The organism is Uliginosibacterium sangjuense (genome assembly GCF_059132465.1).
The window spans coordinates 249,256-271,857 of the sequence record NZ_CP101132.1 but is presented as its reverse complement, the minus strand read 5'-3'; the positions used below and the strand labels follow the sequence as shown (position 1 = coordinate 271,857).

The following is a 22,602-nucleotide window of genomic DNA, read 5'->3' as shown; positions in this document are numbered from 1 at the left end:
GACACGATCTGCATCAGACTGCAGTGCAGCATCCGGAGTAGAGTAGCAGGCTCCCCGCTGTTCCCGCTGCTCCATGACCGTCCCCTATCACATCCTGGCCCTGCTGCTGGCCGCGCTGAACACCATCGGCCCGTTCGCGACCGACACCTACCTGCCGGCCTTCCCGGCGATCCGCGAGAGCCTGGGCGCAAGCCAGTTGGAACTGCAGCAGTCGCTGACGGTGTACATGCTGGCCTTCGCCTTCATGATGCTGTGGCACGGTGCGATCTCGGATGCGCTGGGGCGCCGCCGGGTGATCATCGGCGGCTTGGCGATCTTCGCCATCGCCTCGCTGCTATGCACGCTGGCGCCGCGCATCGAAGTGCTGCTGCTGGGGCGCGCACTGCAGGGTCTATCAGCCGGTGCCGGGGTGATCGCAGGGCGCGCGGTGATCCGCGATCTGCTCGACGGCGTGGCCGCGCACAAGCTGATGTCGCATGTCGCGATGGTGTTCGCCATCGCGCCCGCCATCGCGCCCATCATCGGTGGAGCGATCTCCGCCGGCTTCGGCTGGCGCGCGGTCTTCCTGTTCATGCTGATCCTGGCGCTGGCGCTGATCGTGATGGTGTGGCGCTGGCTGCCGGAGAGCCTGCCGCCGGAGAAGCGCCAGTCGCTGCACCCGGTACATCTGTTCCGCGGCTACTGCGGCATCCTGGGCAGCCTGCGCTTCGACCTGCTGTCGCTGGGCATGGGGCTCTACTTCGGTGGCTTCTTCGTCTATGTGATGTCGGCGCCGGTGTTCCTGATCGAGCACCTGGGGCTGGACGAGCAGGGCTTCGGCTGGCTCTTCGTGCCCATGGTGGTGGGCATGATCGCCGGCTCCTTCAGCTCCGGCCGCCTGGCCGGCAAGCACCCGCCGCAGTTCGTGCTGACGCTGGCCTTCAGCGTGTCGGCCGCGGCCGCGCTGCTGAACCTGCTGCTGTGCTACACCACCGCGCCCAGCGTGCTGACACGCATCCTGCCCATCCCCATCTATACCTATGGCATGGCACTGGCGATGCCCACGCTGACCCTGCGCGCGCTCGACATGTTCCCAGAACGGCGCGGCATGGCGGCGAGCTGCCAGGGCTTCATCCACACGCTGGTAATGTCGCTGGTGGCCGGGGTGATGGCGCCCCACCTGTGGAGCGACCTGCGCAGCATGGCCTGGGGCATGGCGGCCAGCCTGCTGCTGGCCCTCGGCGCATGCCTGTGGGCCAAGCGCCTCATTCCGTCCGCCCCCTGAGCGAGCTCATTCCGCGCCGCCCGGCCCGGCGTGGATGGACACGATGGCCATGGTCGGCGCGTCGTCCTTGCCCAGCGCGTCGAGAATGCCGCAGTCGGCCACGCGCCTGACCTCGCAGCATTGGCGGCGCAGCGCCTGCAGCTCCTCATGCAGGGTCTGCAGCTCGCGCAGGCGCAGCTCGACATGGTGGATATGCGCATCGACGCAGTCGTTGACGGCGTCGCAGGCGGCGCCTGGCTGGGCCTGCAGGTCCAGCAACTGGCGCACTTCTTCCTGACTCATGCCCAAGGAGCGGCAGCGCCGGATGAAGCGCAGCCGCTGCAGGTGACCCATGTCGTACTGGCGGTAATTGGCGGCACTGCGCGCCGGGGGCGGCAGCAGGCCCGCGCGTTCGTAGTGGCGCACCGTCTCCACGCCGCACCCGGCTTGCGCAGCCAATTCACCGATCTTCATGCCCATGCTTCACCTCCCGCTTGACCCTGTAGTCACTACAGGGTGTGAGATTACGCCATCGGTTTTTTGTTCAGGAGTGAGTCATGGCCGGCTGTTGTCACAACGATCATTGCGCGGGCAAGGCGCCGCCGCCCACGCCGCGCTTCCGCCGCGCGCTGTGGATCGCGCTGGTGGTGAACGCCGCGATGTTCGCCGTCGAGCTGGTGGCCGGCATGCAGGCGGGCTCGGTCTCGCTGCTGGCCGACTCCATCGACTTCCTGGGCGATGCGGCCAACTACGCGATCGCGCTGGCGGTGCTGGGCCTGCTGCCGGTGTGGCGCAGTCGTGCCGCCCTGCTCAAGGGCTGGTCGATGGCGGGCTTCGGCGTCTTCGTGCTGGGCCGCGCAGCCTGGCAGGCCACCCAGGGCGTGCCGCCCGAGGCCTTCACGATGGGCGCGGTCGGCGCGCTGGCCTTGGTCGCCAATGTCGGCGTGGCCGTGCTGCTGTATGCCTTCCGCGAGGGCGATGCGAACATGCGTTCGGTCTGGCTGTGTTCGCGCAATGACGCGCTGGGCAATCTGGCCGTCATCCTGGCGGCCGGGGGCGTGTTCGGCACCGGCCAGGCCTGGCCCGATCTGCTGGTGGCCTTGATCATGGGTGGCCTGGCGCTGAGCGCGGGTGGCAGCGTGATCCGCCAGGCACGCGGCGAGCTGGCCGCCGCGTGAGTGGCTGAGGATCAGGGCTTGAGCAGGGACTCGGGCGGCGTGCCGGCCGTGACCAGGACCACCGCGTCGAGGTTGGCCGAACCGTTCTCGCCATCGCCGCCCAGGTTTGTCAGGCGCAGCGTGACCGGGCCCTTGTCCAGCTTCAGGGTCAGCGGCTGACCGTCGGCGCCCGCCACCACGAAGTTGCGCCACTCGTTGGCGCTGCGACCCCAGCCGCCGGTGTTGGCCAACTCGATCTTGGCGAAGCCGGCCGGCACCGCGCCATTGATCTTCAGCTCGCGCCACACCACCCACTTGCGGCCAGCGGCGTAGCGCAGCATGAGCTGATAGTCACCCGCCGCCGGCACCTCGGCCTGCCACTCCAGCCACTGGTCCTTGTCATCCCAGCCGATGACGGCTTTGCCGCCGGAACTGCCGGGGCGATCGCTGGCCGGCTTGAGGCTGCCGCCGCTGTTCGCGCTGGTGGCCTCGGCCTCCAGCAGCAGGCCGGCGGCCTGCGCCGGCCCGGCGAGCCAGCCCGTCGCGCCCAGCGCGGCGACCAGCGCCAAGGTTTTCATCTTGTTCATTCGTCTCCTCCTTCTGTGCTTGCCTCGTGGCACAGGAAGGGACTGAATGCGGCGGCGAATGGTTCCCGCCAAGCCTGCCGGCCCAGTGTGACGCCCTCAGGCCGCGTCCTGGCTCCAGCGCAGCGAGCGCAAGGCCGTCGCGATGGCTGCGGCGCGCGCGTCGAGCAAGGCTTCCCCCTGCAGGCCGGCCGCATCCAGGTCGAGACAGGCGAGCAAGGCGGCCTCCAGCATCGGCGCCTTGGGATAGGCCTCGCTCCGGCTGCTCGGGAAGGCGAGGTAGTCGGCCCGGCACAGACTCAGCAACTGGCGGAAGCGTTGCGGCCGGGTGAAGGCCTCGCAGCGTTCCAGCAAGGCGGCCAGGGCGCCGGCGCGCATCTCGGTGGCCTTGTGCACCCGCTCCAGCTCATGCAGGGTCAGCACCGCGAGGTCGTAGAACCCGTCATCGACGCCGAAGCGCGCGCACACCAGGCCGATACGTGGCAGCGCGCGCTCGGTGTGTTTGTAATGGGTGGGCAGATGCTCCGGCGGCGAATCGGCCTTGCCGAGGTTGTACAGCAGGCCGGCAAAGCGCACGCCCAGGGGGGCCTGCTGCCGGGCCAGCCCATCGGCCACCGCCAGCATGTGAGCGCCGAGGTCGACCAGTTCCCCGGTGCGGTCGGCCTGCGGCATGCCGAACAAGGCATCCAGCTCGGGCAGCACCTGCGCCAGCGCGCCGCTCTCGCGCAGGGCCCACAGCATGCGCGAGGGGCGCTCGCCCATCAGGCCACGCGCCAGCTCCGGCCAGGCATCGCGCGCCGACAGGTCGGCCAGCACGCCGCGCGCCACCTGCTCGCGCAAGCCGTCCAGCGCCTCTTCCTCCAGCTCCCCGCCGGCCAGGGCAGCGAGCGCGGCCATGCGCAGCAGATTGGTCTGCGGCGAGGTGAGCAGCGCACCGAGCATGTCACGGGATGCAGGCATGGCGTTCTCCGGAAGGACGGCGTCGGCAAGACGACAAAGGCGTCAGGCGGGGGCCTGACGGACGTCCCGAAGCAAGAACGATTCCCCACCTGCGGCGGGCAACACGCCCGGCCCGCATGGCGCGCGAGACCGGGCTGGATCACGCGCCATGCTGATGCCAGCTCAGCGCGTTCAGTCCGCCAGGACCAGGCTCACGTCGATGTTGCCGCGCGTCGCGTTGGAGTAGGGGCACACGATGTGGGCCTTGGCGATCAGGTCTTCGGCCTGGGCGCGCGGCAGGCCGGGCAGGCTGATCGTCAGCTCGGCCTGGATGCCGAAACCGGTCGGGATCGGGCCGATGCCCACGCGGCCGGTGATCTGCGCATTGGCCGGCAGCGCCACCTTCTCCTTGCCGGCGACGAACTTCAGCGCGCCGAGGAAACAGGCCGAGTAGCCGGCGGCAAAGAGCTGCTCGGGGTTGGTGCCGGGGCCGCCGGCGCCGCCCAGCTCGCGCGGCGTGGACAACTGGATGTCGAGCGCCTTGTCGGAAGAGACGGCGCGACCTTCGCGGCCGCCGGTGGCGGTGGCTTGGGCGGTGTAGAGAACTTGTTCGAGCGACATGATGGACTCCTGTGTGGTGGAACCGGCGGAAGTGCCGGTTGGCAGGACGAACTATGCGCGCGTCGCCGGAACGATTTGCTATAAATAGTCCTGAAAACTTAACCGAAAGTACGAAATGGCAGATCGCTTGGCCGCCTTGCTGGATCACTTTTCGATCACCGCGCAGGTCTTCAACACTGGCCCCTTGTGCGGCATTCATGAAGTGGGCGGCGCCGACGGGCTGGGCCAGTTGCATCTGATCCGCCAGGGCGCGGTGGAGATCAGCCATGCCGGCCTGGACACGGTGCAGGTCCACGAACCCAGCCTGCTGCTCTACCCACGCCCGCTGACCCACCGCTTCCGCACCGACCCGCAACGCGGCGCCGACTTCGCCTGCGCCCATCTGCGCTTCGACGGCGGGCCGGCCAACCCCGTGGCCAACGCGCTGCCGCCCTTCGTCTGCCTGCCGCTGGCCGCGTTGCCCGGCGCCCAGCCGGTGCTCGACCTGCTGTTTGCCGAGGCCTTCGCCGAGCACTGCGGCCGCCAGGCGATGCTCAACCGCCTGTTCGAGATCGTCCTGATCCAGGTGCTGCGCCACCTGATGGAGGCGGGCCGCACCCAGGTCGGCATGCTCGCCGGCATGGCCCACCCACGCCTGCGCCTGGCGCTTGTCGCGATGCATGAGGCGCCGGCGCACGAGTGGTCGCTGGAGGAACTGGCGGCGCGCGCCGGCATGTCGCGCAGCGTGTTCGCCGGCCAGTTCCGCGAGCAGGTCGGCATCACGCCCGGCGCTTACCTGCAACGCTGGCGCGTGGGCCTGGCGCAGCGCGCGCTACAACAGGGGCGCCCGCTCAAGCTGGTCGCCCTCGAAGTCGGCTACGGCAGCGAAGCCGCCCTGTCACGCGCCTTCAAGACCTGCCTGGGGATGTCGCCGCGCGCCTGGCGCAAGGCCGCCACGGCGCAGCCCTGAGGCAGAACCATCGGCACGGCGCGGAATCAAACGCACAGCCCACCCCAGGAGCCCACCATGCCCACCCGTCGCCGCTTTCTCCACGCCGCCGGCGCAGTGCTCGCCATCAGCCCCTTCTCCCCCTTGCGCGCCCAGGCCCAGGCCTGTGTTCCACCCGGCTGCAGCGCCAACTGTGGCCCCACCGGCGCCGCCACCGCAGGGCCGTTCTACGTGCGCAACGTGGCACTCACCCAGAACATCAACACGCGTGGCGCACGCGGCAAGCCGATGCGGGTCAGCGGTGTGGTGCTGGGCGGGGCGGACGGCAAGACGCCCCTGGCTGGCGCGAAGGTGGAGATCTGGCATTGCGACGCCGCCGGCGCCTACCACCCCAACGACGACGGCGATGTCAGCGGCTACCGGCCGGAGGAAATCAATCTGCGCGGCAGCGGCCTGACCGATGCCCAGGGGCGCTTCGCCTTCGACAGCATCGTGCCGGCCAGCTACGGCGGCCGCCGCCGTCACATCCACTGGCGCTTCGAGGCGCCCGGGCACCGCGCGGTGATCACCCAGAGCTACTGGCTCAACGAGAAGGGCGGCCCGCGCGACCGCGCCGACTTCGTGGACCGCGACGCCGAGGCCTGCCGCTGGCTGAACTTCACGACCAATGCGCGCGGCGTGGAGGAGGGCTTCTTCGAGGTACGGCTGGCGGTGGCCTAGACCTCCCCGTCGATTCCCGTCATTCCAGCGAAGGCTGGAATCCAGTGTCTTTCACAGACCGCCGCCCAAGCCACCAGCAAGGCCAAGCCACTGGGTCCCTGCCTTCGCAGGGACGACGGTCCACGCTGCGCATGCAGCGAGTTTCTCCAGCTCCGTAGGGTGGGCACGGCGTGCCCACGCGTCCGCTACGTCCCGGCCTGCGCAGGGACGACGACCGGCGTACGCTCGGCACGATCACGCCGACCCGCTCACACTTGTTTTGATCCAGCACGGCCACCCGCCGATAATTTGTCAGACAATAACGCAGTACATCCAACAAATTCCGGAGCCCGCATCATGGATCTGTCGAAGATCGTCAGCCTCGAAAATGCCGCGCAACGCCTGGGCGTGATCCCCGAACTGGGCGGCAGCACCGCCTTCTGGGAGGTCAAGCGCGAAGACGGCTGGCACGCCATCTACCGCCCCTGGGACCCGAGCGTGACGGAGCGCCGGGTCATCGGCAACTTCGCCCTGCTGCCCTTCTCCAACCGCATCAGCGGCGGCGGTTTCACCTTCGATGGCCAGTTCTACCCGATGGAACTCAACCGCCAGGACCCCTTCCCGATCCATGGCAACGGCTGGATGCACACCTGGGACGTGGTCGAGCACAGCGCCGGGCGCATCGTGCTGGCCGTCGAATCGAACAAGAAGCACGGCTATCCCTGGCACTACAAGGCGCGGCAGACCTACGCCCTGGACGGCGACACGATGACGATGCGCATCGACGTCACCCACCTGGGCGACCAGCCGCTGCCCTATGGCCTGGCCTGGCACCCCTTCCAGTTGCGTGGCGCCGACGAAGGCGGCCCGCGCCTGCAGTTCAAGGCCGACGGCTACTGGCAGGCGACCGGCGACTCGCTGCCCACCGAGCATGTGAAGGGCCTGCCTGAGGGCTGGGACTTCAACACCCTCACCCGCCTGGGCCACGGCAAGATCGACAACAACTTCTCCGGCTGGGACGGCCGCATGCTCATGGAGCGCGACGACATCAACCTGCGCCTGGCGTGGGAGACCACCGAGCCGGCCGGGCTGGAGCTGTCCATCCTGTTCCGCCCCGAAAACCAGCCTTTCTTCTGCTTCGAGCCGATCACCCACATCACCGACGCCATCAACCGCCCGGGCATGCCAGGCCTGCGCGTGCTCAAGCAAGGGGAGAGCATGGCGCTGGAGGTGCGGCAGACGCTCTCGCGCCTGCGCGCCTGAGTGACAGCGGGGCGCACAGGGGGCCTATACTGTGCGCCTTTCCAATCCGGAGTCATCACATGATCCGCTCGCTGCTCCCCCTCGCGCTGGCCCTCGCATTCGCCGGTTGTGCTTCCACTGCGTCCAACGTCTACCGCCTGCCCGCACAGCCCGTAGGCACCTCGGACGCCGCCCTGCGCAGCTTCGCCGGCGAGCCGCAGCGCGTCGTCAGCAAGGCTGATGGCACGCGCCAACTGGTCTACTCGACCCAGCCCGGCGGCACCCAGTGCTTCCTCGTCACGCAAGACAAGGACGGCAAGCTGGCGAGCGTGGAAGACACCTTGTCCCAGGCCGGCCGCGACAAGATCGTCAAGGGCATGAGCCGCCAGGCCCTGTTCGAGCGCCTGTGCGATCCGATCGAGCGCCTGCTGACCGCCCACCCCTACGAAGTGCTGAGCTGGAACATGGAAGGCCTATCCTCCGACCAGCAACGCCGCTTCGACGTCTACATCCAGAACGGCGTGGTGCATCACACCGAAGTGCGCACGCTGTACTTCCAGAGCGTGAACTGAGCGCCTGCGCGGCATGCAGCGCGGGCGGCGGGCACTCATGATCGGCTTCCTCAGCAGCCTGCTGGCCGCCTGCACGCAGTGGAACCCCGGCGCCATCGAGCCGGGGCGCTCGACCGAAGCCGAGCTGCAGCGCCAGCTCGGACAGCCCGACTATGAATGGCGCAACGCGGCGGGGCAGCGCGTCATCCAGTTCACCAGCCTGCCCAACGGGCAGGAGACCTGGGCCGCCACGCTGGATGCGAACGGCGTGGTCGGCGAGTGGCGCCAGCTCGTGACGCCCGAGAACTTCCAGCGCGTGGCGCGCGGCATGACGCAGGACGAAGTGCAGCAACTACTGGGCCGCCCGATCAGCAAGCAGGCCTACGCGCTCAAGCAACAGGTGGTGTGGGACTGGCCCTTCCATGTCGGCGGCCAGGAGATGCGCTTCCACGTGCATTTCGACGCCGACGGCAAGGTCGCCGAAACTTCCAGCATGCCCTTGCAAAGTGGCGGCTGAGGGGAATACTGAGGGGAATAATTTCCGCTTCGGCGCTGTCTACACGGCGCCCACTCCCGCCGTGGTTCCTGCAGTCCCTCAGGAGATCGCCGCATGAAAAAGCTTGCCCAGCTCTGCCTTGCCTTCACCCTGCTGGCCCTCTCGGCCTGCGCCAACATGGACAACTTCCGCCGTGCCGTACCCGGCCAGACGACCGGCGCCGAGGTCATGACCATCTACGGCAAGCCCACCCGCATCTGGGACGACGCGGACGGCGGCAAGACGCTGGAATACTCCTACCAGCCCTACGGCCAGGCCTGCTACATGATCAAGCTGGACCGCAACGACAAGGTGGTGTCGCGTGAGAACACCCTTGAATCCGCCGGCCTCGCGCGCATCCAGAACGGCATGACGCAGGAGCAGGTCAGCCGCATCCTCGGCCGCGAGCGCAGCCGCATGTACTTCGACCGCATGAACGAAGACGTGTGGGACTGGACCGTGGACGGCGGCGGCTCCGGCTACATCATCCGCTTCAACGTGCATTTCAAGGACGGCAAGGTGGCCCGCACCAGCCGCAGCATGGTCGATCCGCGCGAATACCGCATGGGTCTGTGACGCGGCCGGCGGCTGTTCAAGCATTGAGCAGCCGCCTATAATCCGTCCCTCTCCGAGGAGCGCTGCGAGACCCCGTTCGTGTGGTCCCAGGCTCGGAACCCATGGCTGAATTCATGGGCCAGATTCAACGGCGCTCACCCTCCTGCTTAGTCCCAGCGGGGTGCGGGTGAGTCCGGTCCCACATACGGCTCCCCTTTCCCGCCCGACTACGCTGTAGACGTCCGCGACGAAAGAGAACGCCCCATGCAAGCCGACCGTACCGCCGAAATCACCGCCCTCCTGCAAGACCGCATCCTGATCCTGGATGGCGGCATGGGCACCATGATCCAGCAGTACAAGCTCACCGAGGCGGACTACCGCGGCGAGCGCTTCGCCGCACATCCGCGCGACCTCAAGGGCAATAACGACCTGCTGGTGCTGACCAAGCCCAGCGTCATCGCCGAAGTGCACCGCGCCTACCTGGATGCCGGCGCCGACATCATCGAGACCAACACCTTCAACGGCACGCGCGTCTCGCAGGCCGAGTACGGCCTCGAAGACATCGCCTACGAGCTGAACGTGGAAGGCGCGCGCCTGGTTCGCACGCTGTGCGACGAGTACACCGCGAAGAATCCCGCCAAGCCGCGCTTCTGCGCCGGCGTGCTGGGCCCGACCTCGCGCACGCTGTCCATCTCGCCGGACGTGAACGACCCCGGCTTCCGCAACATCAGATTCGACGCGCTGGTCGACGACTACTACGCCTCGGCCAAGGGCCTGATGGAAGGTGGCGCCGATCTGCTACTGATCGAGACGGTGTTCGACACCGCCAATGCCAAGGCCGCCGTGTTCGCGGTGCTGAAGCTGTTTGATGACATCGGCCGCAAGCTGCCCGTCATGATCTCGGGCACCATCACCGACGCCTCGGGCCGCACGCTGTCGGGCCAGACCGCCACCGCGTTCTGGCATTCGCTCAAGCACGTCAAACCCATCTCGTTTGGCTTGAACTGCGCGCTGGGCGCCAAGGAACTGCGCCAGTACGTGGCCGAGCTCTCCGGCGTGTGCAACACCTACGTCTCCGCCCACCCCAACGCCGGCTTACCCAACCCGCTGGCGCCCACCGGCTACGACGAAACGCCCGAGCAACTCGCGGGCGACATCCGCGAGTGGGCCGAGTCCGGCTTCCTCAACATCGTCGGCGGCTGCTGCGGCACCACGCCGGCGCACATCAAGGCCGTGGCCGACAGCGTCGCCGGCCTGAAGCCGCGTGCCATCCCGGCGCTCGAAGTGAAGCAGCAACTCTCCGGCCTGGAGCCCTTCAGCATCGGCCGCGACAGCCTGTTCGTGAACGTCGGCGAGCGCAACAACGTCACCGGCTCACGCGCCTTCGCCAAGATGATCATCGAGGGCCGCTTTGAAGACGCGCTGGCCGTCGCCCGTCAGCAGGTGGAAAACGGCGCGCAGGTCATCGACATCAACATGGACGAGGCCATGCTGGATTCCAAGGCCTCGATGGAGCGCTTCCTCAAGCTCATCGCCGCCGAGCCGGACATCGCCCGCGTGCCGGTGATGATCGACTCCTCCAAGTGGGAGGTCATCGAAGCCGGCCTCAAGTGCATCCAGGGCAAGGGCATCGTCAACTCCATCTCGATGAAGGAAGGCGAAGAGGCTTTCCTGCACCACGCGAAGCTTTGCATGCGCTACGGCGCAGCCGCGGTCGTCATGGCATTCGACGAGAAGGGCCAGGCCGACACCTACGCGCGCAAGACCGAGATCTGCAAGCGCGCCTACGACCTGCTGATGACGATCGGCTTCCCGCCCGAAGACATCATCTTCGACGCCAACATCTTCGCCATCGCGACCGGCATCGAAGAGCACAACAACTACGCCGTCGACTTCATCGAGGCGGTACGCTGGATTCACCAGAACCTGCCCTACGCCAAGACCAGCGGCGGCGTGTCGAACGTGAGCTTCAGCTTCCGCGGCAACGACCCCGTGCGCGAAGCGATCCACACCGTCTTCCTGTACCACGCCATCAAGGCGGGGCTGACCATGGGCATCGTCAACGCCGGCCAGCTCGGCGTGTACGACGACCTCGCGCCCGAGCTGCGCGACAAGGTGGAGGACGTCGTACTCAATCGTCATCCCGAAGCGGGCGAGCGCCTCGTCGAGTTCGCGCAGACCGTCAAAGGGCAGGCCAAGGAACAGGTGCAGGACCTGGCCTGGCGCGAGTGGCCGGTCGAGCAGCGCCTGTCGCATGCGCTGGTCAAGGGCATCACGCAATTCGTGGTCGAAGACACGGAAGAGGTCAGGGCAAAACTCGCCGCCGAAGGCAAACCGCCGCTGGCCGTGATCGAAGGCCCGCTGATGGATGGCATGGGCGTGGTGGGCGACCTCTTCGGCGCGGGCAAGATGTTCCTGCCGCAGGTGGTGAAGTCCGCCCGCGTCATGAAGCAGGCCGTGGCCCATCTGATCCCTTACATCGAGGAAGAGAAGAAGCGCACCGGTGCCGCCGCCAAGGGCAAGGTCATCATGGCCACCGTGAAGGGCGACGTGCATGACATCGGCAAGAACATCGTCGGCGTCGTACTCGGCTGCAACGGCTACGAAGTCATCGACCTCGGCGTGATGGTGCCCACCGAGAAGATCCTCAACGCCGCGCGCGAGCATGGCGCGCAGGCCATCGGCCTCTCCGGTCTCATCACGCCCTCGCTTGAAGAGATGGCCTTCGTCGCCTCCGAGATGCAGCGCCAGGGTTTCGGCGGTGAAGGCGCCGGGCAAGACGCCATCCCGCTGCTGATCGGCGGCGCCACGACCAGCCGCGCGCACACCGCCATCAAGATCGCGCCGCACTACGCAGGCCCGGTCGTCTACGTGCCGGATGCCTCGCGCGCCGTCGGCGTGGTCACCAGCCTGCTCTCCAAGGAGCAACGCCACACCTACGTCGCCGAGATCGCCGCCGACTACGAGAAGGTGCGCCAGCAACACGCAGCCAAGGCCGGCGTGAAGCTCGTGAGCCTGGAGGCCGCGCGCGCCAACAAATTCAAGTGGAACAGCAACCCGGCTTACGTGCCCGCCAAGCCCTCGCGCCCCGGCATCCAGCGCCTGCGCAACATCGACCTGGAAACCCTGGTGCAATACATCGACTGGGGCCCCTTCTTCCAGACCTGGGACCTGGCCGGCGCCTACCCCGCGATCCTCACCGACGAAGTCGTCGGCGAGACGGCTACCAACGTCTTCAACGACGCGCAGAAGATGCTCAAGACCGCCGTCGAGCAGCGCTGGATCGAAGTCCACGCCGTCTTCGGCCTCTTCCCCGCCGCCGCGCAGAACGACGACGTGCTCATCTACAAGGACGAATCGCGCAGCGAAGTCATAGCCAAGTGGCACGGCCTGCGTCAGCAGCACGAGCGCCCCGCAGGCAAGCCCAACTACTGCCTCAGCGACTTCATCGCCGACACGGACAGCGGCACGTCCGACTGGATCGGCGCCTTTGCCATCAGCGCCGGCCGCAATCTGGAAAAGCGCATCGCCGAGTACGAAGCCCAGCACGACGACTACCACGCCATCATGCTCAAGGCGCTGGCCGACCGCTTCGCCGAAGCCTGCGCCGAATGGCTGCACCAGCGCGTGCGCAAGGAATACTGGGCCTACGTGCCGAGTGAAGACCTCGATAACGCCGCGCTCATCGCCGAGCAATACACCGGCATCCGCCCCGCCCCCGGCTACCCCGCCTGCCCGGACCACACCGCCAAGGGCGAGCTCTTCAAGCTGATCCACCCCGAAGAAGCCATCGGCCTCACGCTGACCGAAACCTTCGCCATGAACCCGGCTGCCGCCGTGTCAGGCTTCTACCTCGCCCACCCGGAATCGCACTACTTCGCGGTAAGCAAGATCGCGGAAGACCAGATGAAGGACTGGGCGCAGCGCGCGGGCTTCAGCGAGGGCGAGGCGAAGCGCTGGCTGGCGCCGTTGCTGTGAGGCCTTGGGCTACTGGAATGACAAAGGGGCCACGGCCCCTTTTTTTGTAGGGTGGGCACGGTGTGCCCACGCGTTTCTTCACCATTCGCGGGCACCGCGTGGGCTCGCCGAGCCCACCCTACCGGGCTGAGGCGAAGAAGTGACTGGCGCCGTTTCTTTGAGTGGTGCAGGTGGATGGAATGGCAAAGGGGCCGCGAGGCCCCTTTGTTTTGGGTTCAATGTAGGCCGGAGATGCGAAGCGCCTTCCGAGGCACTCATGCATAAATGGCGGTATCGTTGAATGCTCAAGTCGGGAGCGTCTGTGATATTCCCGACCTACACAAGAACTCTTGGTTGCGGTCTTTGTGGCTTGTGCGCCAGCAGAAGATATATTAGGAAGAAAGAGCTGTAGAATATTTTGGATTGCTTGTGGCGTTACAGCATAGGAGTGTTTTGTGCATACCATTACTGACTTTAAAAACATCGGGACGGCTGGTCTTGATTTGTTTAAACCAATAAATATGTTGATTGGCAAGAATGGATCAGGAAAAACAAACTCCATTGAGGCTGTTGAGCTATTGGCTAATTTGGTCAATGGCCGCCCGCTTTACGAAATTTCGGACATCGGAAGAAGTGTTGGTGGTTTTGAAATTCGTGGAGGGTTAACCGGAGCATCAAGGGTAGGGGCTGATAGATTCTCTTTGGGATTTGATGGGGTTATTCTATTTAATAAAAAAAGGGAGCTGTTTAGGTACCTTATTGAGATAGTAACCATCCCTGATCCACGCATTTCGAAAGAAATTTTGGTTGTTGGAGATAGAACGATTTTCGAAGCACAGGCTGACGCTTCTGCATCTTCCGGATTGTTGCGGGTGACGTACGATAATTTTGCAAGAGGTGGGAATAAGCCCTCTGTTTCGTTTTCTTCCGACAAATCTATCCTTTCTAGATACTCTGTATTTACATCGGATTTGGACTCTCGCGGGGATAAGTACAAAGAGGCTCGGCGTGTTGTTTCAGTCTTGGTTGGTTATTTGAATTCGTCGTATGTTTTTGATCCTAATCCAAAAATGATGCGCTCTTATGAGAGGATAGGGCAGAAGGTTTTGACGCGTGACGGCTCCAACATCTCTTCTGTTTTATATTCTTTAAGCAACGGAGATGAGGGGGAAAAGGCGACTTTATCCAGGATTTTTGACCTCATAAAAAAGCTTCCGGAAGACCCCTTGCTGGCATGTGAGTTCGTTACAACTAGGCAAAACGATGTTCTTTTTGGTGTCAAATCAACGCCGAATGAACCGTTGATGGATGCCAGAGTTCTGTCTGATGGAACGCTCCGTAGTCTAGCTATCCTTACTGCCTTGGAAACCGTTCCCTTGGGGTCGAGAATTGTTCTCGAAGAGTTTGATAACGGAGTTCATCCAACTCGAGTTAGTTTGCTGACTGAAGCTCTTTGGGAATGTAGCGCCAGGAGGAAATTGAATGTCTTGGTCACTACGCATAACCCGGCTACTTTGGATTCATTGACGGATGAGCAGCTGGGGGCTGTGGTCGTTTGTTACTTCGATGGCGCGTCAAAATCTGCGCGAATGGTGTCTTTAAAGGCGCTTCCTAGGTCAGACGCTTTGCTTTCAAGTGGTAGTTTGGGAGATTTGATAACGAAGGGGGTTTTAGAGCGCTATCTAATGCCAGATTTTGAGATTTCTCAGAGAAAAGTTGCCAGCGACTGGCTGGAGTCTCTGAAATGACAGTCAGGTGGATTGTTGTTGATACGAGTTATTTGCTTGAGTTGTTTAAAGTTCCGGGTGATTATGAGGATAAAGCGGCGGCGGCTGTTCATGAAAAATTCCATGAGGCGGTCGACAAAGGGTGGTCTCTATACGTAACCATTCCGGTTTTGTTTGAGTTGGCTAATCATGTTGCGGATGTGTCTGATGGAGGCACGCGAAAAAAATTGGCCGAAATTATTTCACGGTCAATTCAGTCATCCTTGAAGTGTCAGGCGCCTTGGATTCTCTATCCGCCACCTGGTGAGCAAATCCTCCTTGGTATTACGCGTTCGCTAGAGTCCATTGAAGCTTTTGTTTCAGAGTTTGCTGTGCAGTCGATCGGTCTTACTGATGTGACGAATATATTGCTCGCGCGAGAGTTAAGAATTAAGGCAAATTCCAGGCCGAATCCGAAGCCAAGGATTCATATTTGGACTCGTGATGCTAATCAGAAATCTCACGAGCCAGACACTGAGCCAGACTCGTTTGTATAGCAAGCCCGGTAGGGTGGGCTCGTCGATGTACGCTCATGCCGGGTGGGCTCGCCGAGCCCATACATGGACGCCCCCCGTTTGCACGACCAATCTTTTCGATGATGACGACTCACGGAGTCGATTGCAGCCATACATTCGGTCTTTGACGCAGCCCTTGCATGACTGCTGACGCATGATGATATTCGCGGGTCACAGCTCAATCACCCTATCGTGCTCAGGGCACATGGGCTCGGACGAGTTGTCATGACCCCGGTCTGACCTGTGGGTGCCATCATTTCAAGATTGCCCAGGCAATCGAGTGAGCTGCCTCCGTGTTGCGTTGATCGGTACTACGTTGTGCTCGACCGGGCCGACTACGCGCAAGCGCAGTTGGCTTGCGCGTAGTCGGCCCGGAACATTTCTCCTGTTCTGAGCATCGCCCAGATTCGTCGTGCGTTCTTGGCCGCAAGCGCGACTGCAGCAATGTTGTGCCCACGTCGCTTGGCAAGCTTCACGACCCAATCTTCTGCATGCGCCTCGCTCTGCATCAGATGCCGCAGCACCGCACGAGCGCCGTGAATCAGCAGCTTGCGCACATAGCCATTGCCCCGCTTGGTGATCCCCAATAACACTTGCTTGCCACCACTGCTGTGCTCACGCGGCGTCAGCCCCAGGCAGCTCGCGAACTTACGCCCATTCTCAAAACTGTCGCACCGGCCAAAGCTGGCTACCACGGCTGTTGCACTCAACAGCCCGACGCCAGGAATGCTCTCGATCAAGCGACTCGCGGCATTGCCTTTGTGCTGCTGACGGATTCGCAGCTCCAGCGCACGGATGCGCTCTTCGAGCTCATTCAATGCATGCATCAATTGCGCTATCAGCTCTTTGAGTGTCACCAGCTCTACACCTGCGCGAGCTTGCCACTGGGACACATCCTGCTTGAGTCGCTTAAAACCCAAGGGGATGACCTCGCCAAACTCGCTGAGCAAACCACGAACCTGATTGCCCAGTGCCACGCGTTGCTTCATCCACAAATCGCGCACGCGATGGAGCGCCTGCATCTGCTGGCCTTCCACGCCGCGAACGGCCACCGCGGGCACCGATTGCCGCGTTGTCGCCTCTGCAATCGCCGCAGCATCACGTGCATCGGTCTTGTTGCCCTGAACGAAGGGCTTCACATATTGGGGCGCCATGAGTTTGATCTGGTGACCCAGGCTTGAGAGCGTTCTGGCCCAATGATGCGCACCGCCGCACGCCTCCATTCCAACAAGCACCGGTGGGAGTTGAGCAAAGTACGCAACGACTTCCCCGCGCCTTAGCTTCTTACTGCACACCTTGCGACCATGGCTGTTGATGCCGTGAGCCTGAAACACGCTCTTTGCCACATCCAGCCCAACTACCTTAAGCTCTTCCATGACGTCCCCTTCTGCTCAGTGGTTTCTCGACAACTCCACTTTGGCACTTCGATGCCGTCGCAGGTAGGGGGCGTCCATGTCATTACCCTACGAACTGACGCGATTGGCGAAACCTGGCGCTTGGGGTGGGTTTGCGAAGCAAGCCACCGCCCCCACTCACAGCGGTGGCGTGTCGCCGCGCTCCGCCCCCTGTGCTGCCGACCGAGACCCGCGCCGATCTACAGCCCAAAGACTGTTTTTAAATTTAACAGTGCAAAAGCTGTAAATGTGAATTACAGTTCATGGTATGTATTCCTGTCCAGGGAGCCCGCCATGAACTTTCCTGTCGTCACGCTGGATCAGCTTCGACCCATCCTGATCGGCTTTCGCAAGTCGCGGGGGCTGACGCAGGCGGCGCTGGCGGCCAAGCTGGGCGTTGCGCAGCAGACCTATGCGCAGATGGAAGCCAACCCGGCGGCGGCCAGCGTGGAGCGCCTGTTCCGGCTGCTGCGCGTACTGGGCGTGGAGTTGGTGCTGGCGGATACTGCCGCAGAGCCGGCACCCAGCCCGGACACACCTTACGCTGCCCCGGCCGCCAAGGCGGCGATGAGCGCGCGCGAGCCCAATGTGGCGGCGGGCGCTAATCCCGCCAATCCGCCGCGCAAGCGCGAGGCCTGGTAACCGTGGCGCGCGCACGTCGCGGGGCAGCCCGCCTCGACCTATGGATGAATGGCCTGCGGGTAGGGCATTGGACGCGCTCGGCCCGCGCGAGTGAACTGCACTACGCGCCAGAGTGGGTGGCGGATGCGCAAGCGCGGCCGGTGTCGCTCTCGCTGCCCTTCACGCCGGGCAATGTGCCCTGGGCAGGCGACCGGGTGACGGCCTTCTTCGACAATCTGCTGCCCGACAACGATGCGATTCGCGAGCGCCTGGCACGGCGCTATCAGGCCGCGAGTGTCGAGCCCTTCGATCTCTTGTCCGCCGTGGGCCGCGATTGCGTCGGCGCGCTGCAGTTGCTGCCGGAAGGCACCACGCCCGGCGACGCGTTGTATCGCATCGCCGCGACGCCACTGAGTGAAGCGGATATCGCGCGGCGCTTGCGCGGTCTCACTACCGAGGGGCCCGCGGGCTTCACCGAGCAAGGCGACGATGATCTGCGCCTCTCGATTGCCGGCGCGCAGGAGAAAACCGCGTTGCTGCGGCAAGGCAACCAGTGGCTACTGCCGGAAGGCGGTACGCCCACCACGCACATCTTCAAGCTGCCGATGGGGCTCGTCGGCAACATGCAGGCGGACATGCGCACATCGGTCGAGAACGAGTGGCTCAGCGCCTGCCTCGTCGCGGCGTATGGCCTGCCGGTTGCACCCTGCGAGATTGCACACTTCGAAGACCAGAAGGTGCTGATCGTCGAACGCTTCGACCGCCAGCCATCGAGTGATGACAAATGGATCGTTCGCCTGCCGCAGGAAGACCTGTGCCAGGCGACAGCCACGCCTCCGCATCTCAAGTATCAGGCGAACGGTGGGCCGGGCATCGCGCGCATCATGGAGATTCTCGCCGGCTCGGTGAACGCGGAGGAAGACCGCCGCAATTTCTTCAAGGCGCAGGTCTTGTTCTGGCTGCTCGCCGCCACCGATGGGCACGCCAAGAACTTCAGCCTACATCTCCTGCCCGGCGGGCGCTTTCGCGCAACGCCGCTGTACGACCTGCTATCGGCCCACCCCATCATCGGCAAAGGCCGCAACAAACTGGCGCCGGCAAAAGCGAAACTAGCCATGGCCGTACGCAGTGAAACCAACCACTACCATCTGCAGGAAATCCAGCGCCGCCACTGGCTCGCCATGGCCCAGCAAGTCGGACTGGGCAAAGGCGTCGCCGAGCAGATCATCGAGGAGTTGCTCGCCCAGACCGATGCCGTCATTGATCAGGTCAGTGGATTCGTGCCCAGCGCTTTTCCTGCCGATGTGGCGGAGGCCATCTTCGCCGGGCTCCGGGCCCAGGCCCGACGCTTGCGTTGAGCCCACCCTACATCCGCGCCAACAACCGATCCAACTGATTCGCGAATGCCTGCCGGTCGGCCTGGCTGAACGCGGCCGGGCCGCCGGTTTGCACGCCGGAGGCGCGCAGCTCTTCCATGAAGTTGCGCATGGCGAGGCTCTCGCGCACGTTGGCGGCGGTGTAGAGCTCGCCGCGCGGGTTGATGGCCGTGCCGCCGTGCTCGATGACTTGGGCGGCGAGCGGAATGTCGGCGGTGACGACGAGGTCGCCGGGCTGCACCTGAGCAGCGATGTAGTTGTCGGCCACGTCGAAGCCGGAAGGCACTTGTACCGCGCGGATGTAGGGTGAGGGCGGCACGCGCAGCATCTGGTTGGCGACCAGTACGGTCTCCATCTGTTTGCGGGTAGCGGCGCGGAAGATGATTTCCTTGATGACGACGGGGCAAGCGTCGGCATCGACCCATAGGCGCGGTTTGCTGGGCGGGCGGGTGTCGGTCATGTCAGGTGCATCCGTCGAGTGAGCAGGCCCGCAGGGTATGTCAGGCAGCGCGGGTTCGCACAGTCTGTCAGGGCTAACGGGCGCGCGCACGCTTCGGCTTGTCCGCACTGCTCACGGCGCCGGCCGCAGCCAGGCCCAACAGCCGGCGGAACGTCGGACATTCCATGTGGCTGGGCGCCTTGCAGGCAGCGGCGTGGCGCAGGCCGTCGCGCATCGCGGTGAGGCGGCGGATGCTGCGGTCCAGCTCGTCGGCCTTGGCGCTGAGGAGCGCGCGGTCGATCTGCGGCTGGCCATTGGGGGCGAACATGCGGGCGATCTCGTCGAGCGAGAGGCCGGAGGCGCGGCCCAGGGCGATCAGCGCGAGGCGCTCCAGCACGTCGGGCCCGAACACGCGGCGCAGGCCGCGCCGGCCGACCGAGACGAGAAGGCCCTTCTCTTCGTAGTAGCGCAGCGTGGAGGCGGGCACGCCCGACGCGCGGGCGACTTCGGCGATGTCCATACGAAACCCCTTGACCTCAAGTTGACTTGAGTTTCTACGCTAGCACTGTGCCTGTCCGCAGGCCAGTTTGATGGAGAGATTCATGGACGACTTCTTCCCCGGCGACAGCTTCGCCGCTCATGCATTGGCCACCGTGCTCGTCGGCATCGGCGCCACCGCGTTGATGGATATCTGGGGGCTGCTGCGCAAGCCCTTGCTGGGCCAGCCGGTGCCGGATTACGGCCTGGTCGGCCGCTGGTTGCTGTGGATGCCACGCGGGCGCTTTCGCCATGCGGCCATCGCCAAGGCGGAGCCGCGCCCCGGCGAGCGTGGCGTGGGCTGGCTGGCGCACTACCTGATCGGCATCAGCTTTGCTGCGCTGCTGGTCGGCGCCTGCGGGGCGGGCTGGCTGCAAGCGCCGCGCCTCGCGCCGGCACTGCTCACCGGCCTGGTCACGCTGGCCGCGCCTTTCCTGCTGATGCAGCCATGCATGGGTGCGGGCTTTGCCGCCTCGCGCACGCCACGGCCGAATGCCGCGCGCCTGCAGACCCTGATCACCCACCTGGTGTTCGGCCTCGGGCTTTACCTGACAGCGCGGGCGCTCAGCCCGCTGTGGGCAGGCTGAGCAAGCAGCCTGCGCGCACAACAACACTTCGATTCACCCACCCTCAGCAGAAAGGAAATGCCATGCGCATCCCCGCCCGTTTCGCCCCGATTCTCTTCAGTGGTTTGTTGTCGGCCATCATGGTCTGCATCGTGTCGGCCTTCGTGCTGCTCGTGTCGCAGGGCCTGCATGCCGGCCTGCCGGCGCAGTGGCTGCGCAGTTGCCTCACGACCTGGCCGGTGGCCTTCCCCACGGTGGCCATCGTGGCGCCGCTGGTGCGCCGGCTGGTCGCCCGCGTAACCGCCTGATCCGCGCCGCGCCGGCGTCTCACTGCAGACGCACGGCGCTGTCAAACACCCAGCTTCGGCGCAGCTCGATGACGTCGTACTGGCGGCTCAGGGCCGGCGAGAAGCGGGGATAGGGAGCCTGCCCCTCAACGATCTGTCGGATCGCGTCATCGACCGCCTTCACGCCGCTGGAGAGAACGAAGTTCACCGATTCGATGCTGCCGTCACTGCGGATCGACACGGTCACCAGCGCCGGGGTATGGGGCTGGGCGGCGAGTTCGCGCACCCGCTCGGTGCTGACGTTCATCTGGATCTTGCGCGCCCAGGCCTCGGCGTACTGGATGAGTTCGGCATTCGGATCACTGCGGCCGAACAGGCGTGCGCGGCGCAGCGCACTGGCGCTGGGCAGCAAAGGGCCGGCCGGCGGCATCGCCTGCGCGCTGGCTTCGCGCCGCGCGGACTCTTCGTTGAGCTGCTGGCCGATGGCGCGCAGGCGGGCCTCGCGCGCGGCTTCCTGCTGTGCGCGCTCCTGCCGGGCCTGCTCCAGCTTCGCGGCTTCCTGTCGTGCCGCTTCCTGTCGTGCCGCTTCCTGTCGTGCCGCTTCCTGTCGTGCCGCTTCCTGCCGCGCCGCTTCCTGCCGCGCCGCTTCCTGTCGTGCCGCTTCCTGTCGTGCCGCCTCGGCGCGAGCGGCCTCCTGGCGGGCGGCCTCCTGGCGGGCGGCCTCCTGGCGGGCGGCATCAGCACGCGCCTGTTCGAGACGCGCGGCCTCCTGTCTTGCCGCTTCGAGTTTCGCCGCTTCTTGCAAAGCGGCCTGTCGCTCCGCCTCCAAGCGGGCCTGTTCGCGTCTTTCGGCTTCCAGGCGGGCGGCTTCCTGTCGCTCGCGTTCCAGTCGCGCCGCTTCGGCACGTTCGCGCTCTTGCTGTAGCGCCGCCTGACGGGCCAGCTCCTGACGCCGAGCCTCTTCGGCTGCGGCCAGTCGCTGGGCCTCCTGACGCGCCTGCTCCAACCGCGCGGCCGCGCGCTGCGCCGCCTCTTGCTCTGCGGCGAGGCGTGCCGCCGCTTCGCGGGCCTGGGCCTGACTCAGTTGCGCCAGGCGCTCGGCCTCCTGCCGCTGCGCTTCCTGCCGGGCCGCTTCGGCGCGTTCACGCGCCTGCTGCGCAGCGGCCTCGGCCGCAGCCAGACGCAGCGCTTCCTGACGTGCTTGCTCCTGTCGGGCGGCCTCACGCGCCGCCGCTTCAGTACGGGCCTGTTCGAGGCGGGCGGCTTCCTCGGCGGCACGGCGGGCCTGTTCAAACCGCGCCTGCGCCAATCGCTCGGCCTCCAGGCGGGCGGCTTCCTGTCGTTCGCGTTCCAGCCGCGCCGCTTCGAGCGCACGCGCCTGTGCTTCCGCCTGCGCTTGCAGCTCGCGCAGTTGTTGCGCGCTGTCGTCCTGCTTCTCCATTGGCGCCGAGGCCACGGGCTCGGGCAAGGGCGCGCTCTGTTCGAACGGCGGACCGGGCAGGCGCACCGATGAGTCGGAGGGCTGGCTGCGGATGGAAGCCTCCGCCGGGCCCGGCTTCGTCATGACCTCGGACGGCGGCGGCAGGGGGGTGGGCGCGGCCACGGGTGGTGGTGGCGCCGCGGCTTCAACCGCAGGCTCAGGCTGTTCCGGCAGAGTCACGCGGGCGACGTCGGTGCGCGCGGGCGCTGGTGCCGCAAGAGGCGGCGTCACCGTGACCGGCGCCGCTGCCGGCGCAGGCTCGGAAAGGGCGAGCGGCTCAGGCGCTGCGGGGGCGGCCGGTTCCGCTGCTGGTGCCGGGAGCGCGGCTGGCGCCAGACGCACACGCAGCTCGTCGGCGCTGAAGCGACGCTCCTTCCATGGGAAGTCCAGCCCAGGCAGGCCCAGGCCTTCCCCGCCCAGGCTGAGGCTCAGCAGCAGCGCATGGAAGAGCAGGGAGAACAGCCACGCCGCGCCCATGCGCCAGCGTTCGCGCTGTTGGTAGGCGTGTGCGCTCAAGTCGGAAGCCTTGTCGCGAAGCCAAGCATGGTCTGTCGTCACCCGGTGTGTGTGATCCCCACATTCTTCCGGGTCTTCCGTTAAGAACCAAGCC

Annotated in this window: 23 protein-coding genes and 1 riboswitch; of the genes, 15 read left to right on the top strand and 8 right to left on the bottom strand. The window is 65.3% G+C overall.

The features are described 5' to 3' along the window. Window positions 1-73: 73 nt before the first annotated feature. Complete coding sequence (locus NMB43_RS01280; protein WP_494350345.1) at window positions 74-1,264, top strand: multidrug effflux MFS transporter; 1,191 nt, start codon at window positions 74-76, stop codon at window positions 1,262-1,264. A gap of 6 nt (window positions 1,265-1,270) precedes the next feature. Here the strand turns inward: NMB43_RS01280 and cadR are convergent, their stop codons facing one another. Continuing rightward, the gene (gene cadR / locus NMB43_RS01275; protein ID WP_494350344.1) at window positions 1,271-1,723 is read right to left on the bottom strand and encodes a Cd(II)/Pb(II)-responsive transcriptional regulator; all 453 of its coding nucleotides are present in this window, start codon (window positions 1,721-1,723) and stop codon (window positions 1,271-1,273) included. 77 nt (window positions 1,724-1,800) lie between these two features. On the opposite strand from cadR, the gene NMB43_RS01270 reads away from it, so the two are divergent. Continuing rightward, the gene (locus NMB43_RS01270) at window positions 1,801-2,421 is read left to right on the top strand and encodes a cation efflux transmembrane domain-containing protein (protein ID WP_494350343.1); all 621 of its coding nucleotides are present in this window, start codon (window positions 1,801-1,803) and stop codon (window positions 2,419-2,421) included. An 11-nt stretch (window positions 2,422-2,432) separates the two neighbouring features. Here the strand turns inward: NMB43_RS01270 and NMB43_RS01265 are convergent, their stop codons facing one another. From NMB43_RS01265 to NMB43_RS01255, 3 genes are all read right to left on the bottom strand, one after another. Beyond that, complete coding sequence (locus NMB43_RS01265) at window positions 2,433-2,987, bottom strand: carbohydrate-binding protein (RefSeq protein WP_494350342.1); 555 nt, start codon at window positions 2,985-2,987, stop codon at window positions 2,433-2,435. 96 nt (window positions 2,988-3,083) lie between these two features. Then, window positions 3,084-3,944 carry a tRNA nucleotidyltransferase gene (locus NMB43_RS01260; RefSeq protein ID WP_494350341.1) on the bottom strand — a complete coding sequence of 287 codons (861 nt, stop codon included), beginning with the start codon at window positions 3,942-3,944 and terminating at the stop codon, window positions 3,084-3,086. Window positions 3,945-4,115: 171 nt separating this feature from the next. Next, on the bottom strand, window positions 4,116-4,544 hold the full coding sequence (locus NMB43_RS01255; RefSeq protein ID WP_494350340.1) for an organic hydroperoxide resistance protein: 429 nt from the start codon (window positions 4,542-4,544) through the stop codon (window positions 4,116-4,118). Window positions 4,545-4,659: 115 nt separating this feature from the next. Between NMB43_RS01255 and NMB43_RS01250 the strand changes: the two genes are divergently transcribed. The 9 genes from NMB43_RS01250 to NMB43_RS01210 all read left to right on the top strand — a co-directional run bounded on the left by NMB43_RS01250 (window position 4,660) and on the right by NMB43_RS01210 (window position 15,274). Continuing rightward, window positions 4,660-5,493, top strand: coding sequence for an AraC family transcriptional regulator (locus NMB43_RS01250; RefSeq protein ID WP_494350339.1), 834 nt, complete (start codon window positions 4,660-4,662; stop codon window positions 5,491-5,493). 57 nt (window positions 5,494-5,550) lie between these two features. Beyond that, entirely contained in the window at window positions 5,551-6,192 is a 642-nt protein-coding gene (locus tag NMB43_RS01245) for a dioxygenase family protein (RefSeq protein WP_494350338.1), read from the top strand. A 336-nt stretch (window positions 6,193-6,528) separates the two neighbouring features. Beyond that, window positions 6,529-7,434: an aldose 1-epimerase gene (locus tag NMB43_RS01240; RefSeq protein ID WP_494350337.1), complete on the top strand. Its 906-nt coding sequence runs from the start codon at window positions 6,529-6,531 to the stop codon at window positions 7,432-7,434. Window positions 7,435-7,493: 59 nt separating this feature from the next. Further along, window positions 7,494-7,985, top strand: a complete 492-nt coding sequence (locus NMB43_RS01235; protein ID WP_494350336.1) for a hypothetical protein — start codon at window positions 7,494-7,496, stop codon at window positions 7,983-7,985. A 37-nt stretch (window positions 7,986-8,022) separates the two neighbouring features. Next, the gene (gene bamE, locus NMB43_RS01230) at window positions 8,023-8,481 is read left to right on the top strand and encodes an outer membrane protein assembly factor BamE domain-containing protein (RefSeq protein ID WP_494350335.1); all 459 of its coding nucleotides are present in this window, start codon (window positions 8,023-8,025) and stop codon (window positions 8,479-8,481) included. A gap of 93 nt (window positions 8,482-8,574) precedes the next feature. Continuing rightward, window positions 8,575-9,075, top strand: coding sequence for an outer membrane protein assembly factor BamE domain-containing protein (bamE, locus tag NMB43_RS01225; protein ID WP_494350334.1), 501 nt, complete (start codon window positions 8,575-8,577; stop codon window positions 9,073-9,075). 48 nt (window positions 9,076-9,123) lie between these two features. Further along, window positions 9,124-9,218: riboswitch (S-adenosyl-L-homocysteine riboswitch) on the top strand. A gap of 100 nt (window positions 9,219-9,318) precedes the next feature. Next, complete coding sequence (metH, locus tag NMB43_RS01220) at window positions 9,319-13,032, top strand: methionine synthase (RefSeq protein WP_494350333.1); 3,714 nt, start codon at window positions 9,319-9,321, stop codon at window positions 13,030-13,032. Window positions 13,033-13,466: 434 nt separating this feature from the next. Beyond that, window positions 13,467-14,759, top strand: a complete 1,293-nt coding sequence (locus tag NMB43_RS01215) for an AAA family ATPase (protein WP_494350332.1) — start codon at window positions 13,467-13,469, stop codon at window positions 14,757-14,759. Continuing rightward, window positions 14,756-15,274, top strand: coding sequence for a hypothetical protein (locus NMB43_RS01210; protein WP_494350331.1), 519 nt, complete (start codon window positions 14,756-14,758; stop codon window positions 15,272-15,274). Before NMB43_RS01215 ends, NMB43_RS01210 begins: the two co-directional genes overlap by 4 nt. A 353-nt stretch (window positions 15,275-15,627) precedes the next feature. Here NMB43_RS01210 and NMB43_RS01205 read toward each other — a convergent pair whose 3' ends face one another. Continuing rightward, window positions 15,628-16,668: an IS110 family RNA-guided transposase gene (locus NMB43_RS01205; protein ID WP_494350330.1), complete on the bottom strand. Its 1,041-nt coding sequence runs from the start codon at window positions 16,666-16,668 to the stop codon at window positions 15,628-15,630. Between the two features lie 312 nt (window positions 16,669-16,980). On the opposite strand from NMB43_RS01205, the gene NMB43_RS01200 reads away from it, so the two are divergent. Both NMB43_RS01200 and NMB43_RS01195 read left to right on the top strand, forming a co-directional pair. Beyond that, window positions 16,981-17,328: a helix-turn-helix domain-containing protein gene (locus NMB43_RS01200; RefSeq protein WP_494350329.1), complete on the top strand. Its 348-nt coding sequence runs from the start codon at window positions 16,981-16,983 to the stop codon at window positions 17,326-17,328. Window positions 17,329-17,330: 2 nt separating this feature from the next. After that, window positions 17,331-18,665 carry a type II toxin-antitoxin system HipA family toxin gene (locus tag NMB43_RS01195; RefSeq protein WP_494350328.1) on the top strand — a complete coding sequence of 445 codons (1,335 nt, stop codon included), beginning with the start codon at window positions 17,331-17,333 and terminating at the stop codon, window positions 18,663-18,665. Window positions 18,666-18,672: 7 nt separating this feature from the next. On the opposite strand, the gene NMB43_RS01190 is transcribed toward NMB43_RS01195, so the two are convergent. Further along, on the bottom strand, window positions 18,673-19,143 hold the full coding sequence (locus NMB43_RS01190) for a YaiI/YqxD family protein (protein WP_494350327.1): 471 nt from the start codon (window positions 19,141-19,143) through the stop codon (window positions 18,673-18,675). A 73-nt stretch (window positions 19,144-19,216) separates the two neighbouring features. Further along, window positions 19,217-19,642 (bottom strand): helix-turn-helix domain-containing protein, encoded by a 426-nt coding sequence (locus NMB43_RS01185; protein ID WP_494350326.1) that lies wholly within the window; start codon window positions 19,640-19,642, stop codon window positions 19,217-19,219. Window positions 19,643-19,724: 82 nt separating this feature from the next. Here NMB43_RS01185 and NMB43_RS01180 point away from each other — a divergent pair, with 82 nt between their 5' ends. Continuing rightward, window positions 19,725-20,246, top strand: coding sequence for a DUF2938 domain-containing protein (locus NMB43_RS01180; protein ID WP_494350325.1), 522 nt, complete (start codon window positions 19,725-19,727; stop codon window positions 20,244-20,246). Between the two features lie 62 nt (window positions 20,247-20,308). Beyond that, window positions 20,309-20,533, top strand: a complete 225-nt coding sequence (locus tag NMB43_RS01175) for a DUF2798 domain-containing protein (protein ID WP_494350324.1) — start codon at window positions 20,309-20,311, stop codon at window positions 20,531-20,533. A 19-nt stretch (window positions 20,534-20,552) separates the two neighbouring features. Here NMB43_RS01175 and NMB43_RS01170 read toward each other — a convergent pair whose 3' ends face one another. After that, window positions 20,553-22,508, bottom strand: coding sequence for a TonB C-terminal domain-containing protein (locus tag NMB43_RS01170; RefSeq protein ID WP_494350323.1), 1,956 nt, complete (start codon window positions 22,506-22,508; stop codon window positions 20,553-20,555). Window positions 22,509-22,602: the final 94 nt, after the last annotated feature.